This window comes from Citrobacter sp. Ce129 (genome assembly GCF_030334545.1).
GTDB lineage: Bacteria > Pseudomonadota > Gammaproteobacteria > Enterobacterales > Enterobacteriaceae > Citrobacter > Citrobacter europaeus.
In genome coordinates, this window is sequence record NZ_JAOWDS010000052.1 from 23,657 (window position 1) to 33,290 (window position 9,634).

At 52.9% G+C, this 9,634-nt stretch carries 6 protein-coding genes and 2 tRNA genes; 5 read left to right on the forward strand and 3 right to left on the reverse strand.

Going from position 1 to position 9,634, the window contains the following annotated elements:
- Positions 1 to 198 precede the first annotated feature (198 nt).
- Together epmA and yjeM are read left to right on the forward strand one after the other, a co-directional pair.
- Positions 199 to 1,176: an elongation factor P--(R)-beta-lysine ligase gene (gene epmA / locus OGV77_RS04995; protein ID WP_043018161.1), complete on the forward strand. Its 978-nt coding sequence runs from the start codon at positions 199 to 201 to the stop codon at positions 1,174 to 1,176.
- A gap of 214 nt (positions 1,177 to 1,390) precedes the next feature.
- Positions 1,391 to 2,893 carry a glutamate/gamma-aminobutyrate family transporter YjeM gene (gene yjeM, locus OGV77_RS05000; RefSeq protein WP_087051470.1) on the forward strand — a complete coding sequence of 501 codons (1,503 nt, stop codon included), beginning with the start codon at positions 1,391 to 1,393 and terminating at the stop codon, positions 2,891 to 2,893.
- A gap of 94 nt (positions 2,894 to 2,987) precedes the next feature.
- On the opposite strand, the gene mscM is transcribed toward yjeM, so the two are convergent.
- The 3 genes from mscM to rsgA all read right to left on the reverse strand — a co-directional run bounded on the left by mscM (position 2,988) and on the right by rsgA (position 8,433).
- On the reverse strand, positions 2,988 to 6,302 hold the full coding sequence (gene mscM, locus OGV77_RS05005; RefSeq protein WP_047406746.1) for a miniconductance mechanosensitive channel MscM: 3,315 nt from the start codon (positions 6,300 to 6,302) through the stop codon (positions 2,988 to 2,990).
- Between the two features lie 17 nt (positions 6,303 to 6,319).
- Positions 6,320 to 7,288 (reverse strand): archaetidylserine decarboxylase, encoded by a 969-nt coding sequence (asd, locus tag OGV77_RS05010; protein ID WP_016155504.1) that lies wholly within the window; start codon positions 7,286 to 7,288, stop codon positions 6,320 to 6,322.
- A 92-nt stretch (positions 7,289 to 7,380) separates the two neighbouring features.
- Positions 7,381 to 8,433: a small ribosomal subunit biogenesis GTPase RsgA gene (rsgA, locus tag OGV77_RS05015; RefSeq protein WP_170928034.1), complete on the reverse strand. Its 1,053-nt coding sequence runs from the start codon at positions 8,431 to 8,433 to the stop codon at positions 7,381 to 7,383.
- A gap of 105 nt (positions 8,434 to 8,538) precedes the next feature.
- On the opposite strand from rsgA, the gene orn reads away from it, so the two are divergent.
- From orn to OGV77_RS05030, 3 genes are all read left to right on the forward strand, one after another.
- Positions 8,539 to 9,084, forward strand: a complete 546-nt coding sequence (gene orn, locus OGV77_RS05020) for an oligoribonuclease (RefSeq protein WP_016151407.1) — start codon at positions 8,539 to 8,541, stop codon at positions 9,082 to 9,084.
- A gap of 241 nt (positions 9,085 to 9,325) precedes the next feature.
- Positions 9,326 to 9,401, forward strand: a tRNA-Gly gene (locus tag OGV77_RS05025).
- A gap of 155 nt (positions 9,402 to 9,556) precedes the next feature.
- Positions 9,557 to 9,632: transfer RNA gene (locus OGV77_RS05030), tRNA-Gly, on the forward strand.
- Positions 9,633 to 9,634: the final 2 nt, after the last annotated feature.

A 9,634-nucleotide genomic window follows, 5' to 3' on the forward strand; every position in this document is an offset into this window, starting at 1 on the left:
CGGGAAATTTGACGTGTTCGATTTTTTTAGCGTATCTAAGGGGGGAATTATCATTGAATTTGATTAATTTAATTACTAAACCACCCCCTGTCGCTTTTTTTATCCTATTGCCAGCGCTGATTACTGCTGCGCGAAATTTGTCTCGTTAACGCGATACGAGTAGACTTCGTGCCCTTGTCTTAAATCGGAGAAACAAACATGAGCGAAACGGCAACCTGGCAGCCGAGCGCGTCCATCCCCAATCTGTTAAAACGTGCTGCAATTATAGCGGAGATTCGCCGCTTTTTTGCCGATCGTGGCGTGCTTGAGGTTGAGACCCCTTGTATGAGTCAGGCAACGGTAACGGACATTCATCTGTTCCCGTTCGAAACGCGTTTCGTCGGCCCTGGACATTCCCAGGGAATGAATCTCTATTTAATGACCAGCCCGGAATACCATATGAAGCGCTTGCTGGTGGCAGGGTGCGGCCCGGTGTATCAACTGTGCCGCAGCTTCCGTAATGAAGAGATGGGGCGCCATCATAACCCTGAATTCACCATGCTTGAGTGGTATCGTCCGCACTACGATATGTATCGGCTGATGAATGAGGTGGACGATTTGCTCCAGCAGGTGCTGGACTGTTCGCCTGCGGAAAGCCTCTCTTACCAGCAAGCCTTCCAGCGTCATCTGGAGATAGACCCGCTGTCTGCGGATAAAACCCAACTGCGGGAAGTGGCGGCGAAGCTGGATCTCAGTAATATCGCAGATACCGAAGAAGACCGGGACACCTTGCTGCAGCTGCTGTTTACGATGGGCGTTGAGCCGCATATTGGTAAAGACAAACCGACGTTTGTGTATCATTTCCCGGCCAGCCAGGCATCACTGGCACAAATCAGCACCGAAGATCATCGCGTGGCTGAACGTTTCGAGGTTTACTACAAAGGTATTGAGCTGGCGAATGGTTTCCATGAACTGACCGACGCGCGCGAACAGCAGCAACGGTTTGAACAGGATAACCGCAAACGTGCCGCTCGTGGCTTGCCGCAGCAGCCTATTGATACCAATCTGCTTGAAGCGTTAAAAGTGGGCATGCCGGATTGCTCTGGCGTGGCGCTTGGCGTTGACCGTCTGGTGATGCTGGCGCTGGACGCAGAGAGCCTGGCTGAGGTTATCGCATTCACCGTCGATCGCGCATAACTTACGCTTCTGTAATACAAAGTGGCGGTAAAATAGCCACTTTGTAGCATATTTTTTCATTTCCCCTCTAATAGCCACAATTTACTCCTGGATATTTGGTATCGTTCAGGTATCAATTCTGTGTTGATTTTTCTATCGCTGAACTCTGTAAAGAGATCAGTGCCAATCGGTGAGCGGCGTTTGTTAAACGCTTGCCAGAGTAAGGGATGGTTTGATGACCCAAACAATAAAAAAGATGAGCCTGATTGGTCTCATCCTCATGATATTTACGTCTGTTTTCGGTTTTGCTAATAGCCCCTCCGCGTTCTATTTAATGGGGTATAGCGCGATTCCGTGGTATATATTTTCTGCATTATTATTCTTTATCCCATTTGCTTTAATGATGGCGGAAATGGGATCGGCCTATCGCAAAGAAGAGGGCGGAATCTATTCGTGGATGAATAATAGCGTTGGGCCACGCTATGCATTTATCGGCACGTTTATGTGGTTTTCTTCCTATGTGATATGGATGGTAAGTACCGCGGCGAAAGTCTGGGTACCTTTTTCAACCTTTTTATTTGGCGCAGACATGACGCAACACTGGCGTATCGCGGGGCTTGAGCCTACGCAGGTCGTGGGGCTGCTTGCCGTCGGCTGGATGATTCTGGTGACCTGCGTGGCATCCCGGGGAATTAATAAGATTGCTCGTATTACGGCTGTAGGCGGAATTGCCGTAATGTGTCTTAATTTAGTTCTGTTGTTAGTTAGTGTCGCCATTTTGTTATTAACTGGTGGCCACTTTGCACAGGATATTAATTTTATCTCTTCGCCTAACCCAGGATATCAGTCCGGGCTGGCAATGTTGTCATTTGTTGTGTTTGCCATTTTTGCTTACGGCGGAATAGAAGCCGTGGGTGGATTAGTTGATAAAACAGAAAAGCCAGAAAAGAACTTTGCGAAAGGAATTGTCTTTGCCGCTATTGTCATTTCTGTCGGTTATTCACTGGCTATATTTTTATGGGGCGTTAGCACCAACTGGCAGCAGGTATTAAGCAATAGCTCGGTTAACCTCGGGAATATTACCTATATCCTGATGAAAAGCCTCGGGATGACGTTAGGTAACGCGCTGCATCTTTCCCCTGAAACTGCGATGGCGATGGGCGTGTGGTTCGCGCGTATCACCGGGCTTTCTATGTTCCTCGCCTATACCGGCGCTTTTTTCACGCTCAGCTACTCGCCGTTGAAAGCGATTATTCAGGGAACGCCAAAGGCGCTGTGGCCCGCGCCGATGACCAAACTGAATGCGGTGGGGATGCCGACGACGGCAATGTGGTTGCAGTGCCTGCTGGTGAGCCTGTTTATTCTGCTGGTTTCGTTTGGCGGCGATACGGCTTCAGCGTTCTATAACAAACTGACCCTGATGGCGAACGTCTCGATGACGCTGCCGTATCTGTTCCTCGCGCTGGCGTTTCCGTTCTTTAAAGCCCGTGTGGGTTTGGAAAGACCGTTTGTGGTCTTTAAAACCCGGGCAGCGACGTTACTGGCAACCGGCGTGGTCGTACTGGTGGTGACGTTTGCCAACGTGTTCACCATCATCCAGCCGGTGATTGAAGCTGGGGACTGGAACAGCGCATTGTGGATGACCGGCGGCCCGATCTTCTTCTCGCTGCTGGCGATGGCGATTTATCAGAACTACAGCCGCCGCATGGCCAACAATCCTGAGTGGGCGGTGGAATAAACGACCTGCCTAATCCGGCCGACAAAGAGGCATCTTCGTAGGCCGGATAAGACCCAACGGGTCGCCATCTGGCATTTCTTGCCAGGATCATGCGCTACAAACTTCCCGCCGGGCGACTGCCTCTGCCCGCAGAACTTAACGTTCTCCCTGTTTGCTTACCGCCGAGGCTCTCCAGACGCATCTGGAACGGTGGGAACGGCATATCAATACCGTGCTCGCGGAAGCCAGCCAGAATCAGTTGGTGGATCTCGTGGCGCAGCGGCATGCGATGCCCCATTTCAGCGGCATAAATACGCAGTTCGAAGATTTGAATCCCTTGCTGCAGGTCAACCAGGAAGACTTCTGGCGCCGGGTTATCGATAACCAGCGAGCAACGGTGTGCGGCAGTCAGTAAGATCTGCGTAACCTCCTCGCTGTTAGCCTCCGATGGCGCCGGGATGGTTAATACCACACGGGTGACCGAATCGGACAGCGACCAGTTGATGAACTGCTCGGTGATAAAGGCCTTATTGGGCACGATGATCTCTTTGCGGTCCCAGTCGCTGATGGTAGTGGCGCGGGTATTAATTTTCGTCACGCTACCGGTAAGATCGCGAATCGTCACCGTGTCGCCAATGCGGATTGGTTTTTCAAACAGGATAATCAGGCCGGAAATAAAGTTGGCGAAGATCTCCTGCAAACCAAAGCCCAGACCAACACCGAGAGCCGCCACCAGCCATTGCAGTTTGGACCATTCAATACCGATCATCGAGAAGCCAACCAGACCGCCAATCAGCATCAGCAGATACTTTGTGATGGTGGTGATGGCGTAACCGGTGCCGGGGGTTAAATCCAGATGTTGCAGAAGCGCCAGCTCCAGCAGTGCGGGCAGGTTGCGCACTAGCTGGGTGGTGATAATAAATACCAGTATTGCGATGAGCACCGCACCCAGCGTTATCGGCTCCAGGCTTTCCACACCCTGCACCGTGGAGGTGACATCCCACAACGAAATGTTTTCCAGAAAGCCGAAAGCGGAATGAATTTCTGACCACAGCACAATGACCGAGAGCAGGGCGATAAGCATCAGGATAGAGCGCACCAGGCGCAGCGATTGCGCGCTGATCGCATCCAAATCCACTTCGCTTTCATCGACATCAATCGCGCCTTCAAGGCTGGTGGAATGCGGTGGTTCTTCCTCACCCCGCGCGCGCTGCGCCAGCATTTCGGCGCGTCGATGCTTAGCGCGGTCAAACGCCAGGCGGCGGCGCTGAATGAGCATCCAGCGGCGGATGACGTGATACACCACCAGTAATAAGAACCAAATCGCCACGGACGTTTCCAGACGCGCCAGCAAGGCTTGTGACGTGGCGAGATAACCCACTGCTGCGGCGAGAATAGCAATCAGCGGCGCGCCCATCAGCATATTCCACAGCATGCTATTGACCATGTTATCGCTGTTGCCCTCTTTATCGAGGTATAGCGGTATCCCGGCGCGTTTCAGGCTCAGGGTCACGACCGCTAACGCACCGCAAATCAGAATAAAGCACAGACGTCCCAATGAGGCGGAGAATTCCCGGTCATTGAGGTTATCAAACATAATCACCGCCATGATCAACGGGACAATCAGCCCGATGCTCATCAGGTAGTAGTGCATGGCTTTCGCGACGCGGTTTCGCGGCCAGCCGAAATGGGCAATGAACAAACCGTTGGGGCGCGCAAAGGTGGCGCAAATCATTACCGCCCACAGCATGGGCACCGTAGCGGTTACGCCATCGCCGATAGCAACAGCCAACGGATAAGGCCAGGCTTCCTGCAGTCCGTAACCGAGCGTTGCCCACAGTACCGGCAAGGGCGAGGCGACGAGTATCGACCAGAACACTGTGCGTATTGTCAGCCAGAAATGGTCCTGGGTGACTTTCCCGACCCGCGCTGATGAGCGCTCCAGAAAACGGGTAAAGTGTTTGCGAGAGTAGAGGCTAAATCCAACCAGCACCAGCGCACCGAATAGAGGTAGCAGCGTTTCCTTGCTGGTCAGCATCATGATGCTGGCTTTACCTAACTGATTAAACGTATCTAATGAGATCAGACGCCGTAGATCCTGAACGATGTCGACAGGCCAGGAGAGCGAGATAGGGCTAACGTCTGACGTCCAGAACAGATAGCGGTGCGTTGCTTCATTGACCTCTTTTAGCGCATCTTCCAGTTGGCTGTTGGAGACTTTGAGCTTGGTCAGCTCAAGGATCAACGTATCGCCGCCCTGTAACAAAGAGTTCAGCAGTTCACGCTGGGTGCGTAGCTGGGCGTTGAGAATGCTGCTCTGTTCAGCGGTCAGCGGTTGTCCATCGGCCTGATGAATCTGACGCAGTTGCGGCTGTTTGTTGAGGAGGTCCTCATAGCGCATGCGGTGTACGCGAAGCTGCGCCATTTCGGTATCCAACTGCTGAGGCTTAGGCATTTCCGGTAAACGGGATACCTGCGCTCGTAGCGCTTCACCCAGCATATTTGAGACCCCAAGCCACTGAGACTGCTCTCGCAGCGTATTCAAGGCCTGGCGGACCTGCAGCGTTTGGCTGGCAGCCTGACGCTGCTGAGAGGCGACCAGGTCCATACGTTGCGCCTGCTGGTTCAAGGCCTGAGACAGCTCGCGGTTAACCTTGAACTGATCGACAATACCTTCCGGCAGTCCCGCGCTGTTTTCCGCCAGCAGTTCGGTGCTTTCCAGCGCTCGCTCTGCTTCACGCTGACGCTGACTGTTAAGTTGGTTGCGTAATGCCTGCAGGTAAGCGTCGAGTTGTTGACTCTGTTTTTCTGCCAGTTCGGAACGCATACGCGCCAGTTCCTGGCGGTTATTGGCGGAAAGCTGCGCCAGCTCCAGCTCATCGACCTGGGCTTTGAGTTTGGCGGATTCAGCCTGCATCGCCTGATTTTGCGCGGAGTTACCGTTGGCGGTACCAATGCGTCGCTCAAGCTCATTTAGCTGGCGGCGGGCATCGGTTTGCTGTTGAGGAAGTTGGCTTAATGAGTCGGCGATTTCCCGGGCGCGGTCCTGCTCCTGTTGGGCCTGACGACTTTTTTCCAACAGTTGGCTGCTGACCTGCAGGATCTCCTGGTTTAACGCATCGGTAGTGAGTCCGGTTGGCACATTGCGCGGTTCATCGCGCAGGTTGCTAAGCTGCGCGCGTAATGTTGCGGACAGCTTGGGGAAGTTATCAATAACCTGCTGATATTGCTGGGCACGCTCAAGAGAGCCTTTACGCTCCTCAAGGGCATTCAGCGCGGACTGGAGCGCCTCGACGGTTTCTGGCTGAGCGGGTTTTGCCGCCTTTGCCTGCTCCAGTTCCTGGGTGAGTTGTTTGGCATCGGGGGCCGTCGCAGCGTACGCCCCCAGGCTGAGGCACCAGGCCATCAGAAACGTGATAATCAGGCGCACAGCAGCGATTCCTATGTTTAACTTTCGTCTTTTTTGTCGTCAACCAGCGGGCTGGCGTCGTGTTCTGCTTCGATCTCTTCTTTCGCCAGCGGGGCCGGTTCTGCCTCTGGCGTCACGAAAGTCTCGGTTGAGATGGCCATTGGCTGACCGATTTTCGTTACTGAAAGGTCCTGCAACTGCTCAACCAGATTAACTTTGCCAGGTGCGAACAGGTTGATGACGGTTGAACCGAGCTTAAAGCGGCCCATTTCCTGACCTTTCAACAGTGCCACCGACCCTTCGCTTTCGCCTTCCGGCCAGGTCCAGCGTTTGATGACGCCTTCACGCGGTGGGGTAATGGTGCCAGCCCATGCGGTTTCAATACTGCCGACGATGGTCGCACCGACCAGAATCTGCACCATCGGGCCAAATTCGGTATCAAACAGGCAGATTACGCGTTCATTGCGTGCAAACAGGTTCGGAACGTTTTGCGCAGTCAGGATGTTTACAGAGAAGAGATCGCCTGGCACGTACATCATTTCACGCAGGATACCGTTACACGGCATATGTACACGGTGGTAATCGCGTGGAGACAAGTAAGTGGTTACAAACGTACCGTTGCGGAATTTGTCCGCCATCTGGTAGTTGCCCGCCAGCAGGGCTTCAAGGGTATAGCTGTGCCCTTTAGCCTGCAGAAGCTTGTCTTCTTCGATGTTGCCTAACTGGTTAATCACGCCGTCAGCGGGCATGACCAGTACGTTTGGATCGGTGTTAATCGGGCGAACGTCGTCGCGCAGCGGGCGAACAAAGAAGTCGTTAAAGGTGCGATAGCTGGCGGTGTCCGGCTTTTGCGCCTCTTTCATATCGACCTTGTAGTATTTCACGAACAGATCGATAACCAGTTTAGTCAGCCATCCCGCTCGTTTGCTCGCACCCCAACCCGCCAGGCGAGTGAGCCATAGTTTCGGCAGAATGTATTGTAGCGAAAGCTTAAATGAGTTTAACAAGGTAGCCTCCAGGCCATAATTTGTTCCCGATCCGGCATACGGGCCGGATCCTGAAAAAAGGGGGACGATTCTAGCGATGCTTAGCTTAGTTGTCAGTTGTCTGTATCAGAAAAGTTTTTACGCGTTTTTACCTGCGCCATGCTTTCCAGGATGCGGTGATAATTTTCAAACCGGGTTTCGGCAATGGTCCCTTTTTCTACCGCCTCACGGATAGCGCAGCCTGGATCGGTATCATGCTTGCAGTCGCGGTATTTGCAATGGCCCAGGTAGTCATGGAATTCGACAAAGCCATGCGTGATTTGTTCCGGTTCCAGATGCCACAGCCCGAACTCACGTACGCCAGGGGAGTCGATAACGTCGCCGCCGTGCGGGAAGTGATACAGGCGAGAGGCCGTGGTGGTGTGCTGTCCAAGGCCGGAGTTGTCGGAGACATCGTTGGTCAGGATCTCTTCCTGCAGGCCGAGAAGATTATTGAGCAGGCTCGATTTACCCACGCCCGACTGACCAGCAAAAATGCTGATACGATCGGTTAATGCTTCTTCAAGCGGCTTCAGGCCGTCTTTAGTGCGGCTTGATACCATCAACACGCGATAGCCAATGTTGCGATAGATATCCATCTGTTCGTTAACGAAAGCCATGCCTTCGTCATCCAGCAGATCGATTTTATTCAGTACGATAATCGGTTCGACGTGTAGCGTTTCGCAGGCTACCAGATACCGGTCGATAATATTGAGTGACAGCTCGGGTAAGATGGCTGAGACAATAACGATCTGGTTGATGTTGGCGGCGATGGGTTTTACCCCGTCGTAAAAGTCGGGGCGTGTCAGAACCGAGGTACGCTCGTGTACTGCCTCAACGATGCCTTTGACATTCACGCCTTCTGCTGCCGCTTTACCCGGGCGCCAGACGACGCGATCGCCGGTAACCAGCGAGCGAATTGTTCTGCGGATGTTGCAGCGGTGAATCTCACCGTCAGCAGATTCTACGTCGGCATGCATGCCAAAACGGCTGATAACGATGCCTTCAGCGGTTTCGCCAAACAGGTTGTCGTCGTAGTCTGGCTTCTCCGCGGACGTTTTCAGACGACGCTGGTGATTGGCGTTCACACGGCGCTGTTGGCCTTTGGAGAGTTTATTCTTACTCAATCGGACTGGCTCCTGGTCGCCCATGATGGGCAAAACATTTATGATACACACAATTTTAGATCAATGTAGTCACACTGAATGTGACGCTGAAGGGTGGAAAATAGCATGAGTGCCAATGAAAACAACCTGATTTGGATCGATCTGGAAATGACAGGTCTGGATCCCGAGCGCGATCGCATTATTGAGATCGCCACGCTGGTGACCGATGCCAACCTGAATATTCTGGCTGAAGGACCGACAATTGCGGTGCACCAGTCAGACGAACAGTTGGCATTAATGGATGACTGGAACGTACGTACGCATACCGGTAGCGGGCTGGTGGATCGCGTGAAGGCGAGCACCATGGGCGATCGTGAAGCTGAACTGGCCACGCTGGCTTTTTTGAAAGAGTGGGTTCCGGAAGGGAAATCACCCATCTGTGGCAACAGCATCGGTCAGGATCGTCGTTTCCTGTTTAAATACATGCCGGAGCTGGAGGCGTATTTCCATTATCGCTATCTTGACGTTAGTACGCTCAAAGAACTGGCGCGTCGTTGGAAGCCGGAGATCCTGGCTGGCTTCACCAAGCAGGGAACGCATCAGGCGATGGACGACATTCGTGAATCTGTTGCTGAGCTTGCTTACTATCGCGAACATTTTATTAAGCTTTGATTTTGTGGATTGCCGGGTGGCGGCTGCGCCTTACCCGGCCTACGAAAATCGTTCCTGCGAGCTTGCACTAAGTCAGGATTGTCGCTAAATTAAACGACTTGCCGATAAATTCAGCACTTAAACGAAAAAACAAGAAAATCGCTTTTAGGGGGGTTGCAGCTAAACGGATTTCTCGTATAATGCGCCTCCCGTAACGACAGAGAATTACGCGTTACGGCAGCAACAAAAGCAGTACAGATTTGCGGGAATAGCTCAGTTGGTAGAGCACGACCTTGCCAAGGTCGGGGTCGCGAGTTCGAGTCTCGTTTCCCGCTCCAAAATTTGAAAGTGCTTGTTAAGCACAGACCACCAATCGCAGGATTTCGAATTGCGACAAGGCGGCAACTGAATGAGACTCAGGAGCTTACTGAAGTAAGTGACTCAGGCGAATGAAGGCAGCCAACGCAGTAGCGGTTCGAAAGACGAAGATTATGCGGGAATAGCTCAGTTGGTAGAGCACGACCTTGCCAAGGTCGGGGTCGCGAGTTCGAGTCTCGTTTCCCGCTCCAAA

What these genes read in the sequence shown, in the direction of transcription:
- epmA (WP_043018161.1), top strand. Translation starts at nt 199, where the DNA reads ATGAGCGAAACGGCAACCTGGCAGCCGAGCGCGTCCATCCCCAATCTG.
- yjeM (WP_087051470.1), top strand. Translation starts at nt 1,391, where the DNA reads ATGACCCAAACAATAAAAAAGATGAGCCTGATTGGTCTCATCCTCATG.
- orn (WP_016151407.1), top strand. Translation starts at nt 8,539, where the DNA reads ATGAGTGCCAATGAAAACAACCTGATTTGGATCGATCTGGAAATGACA.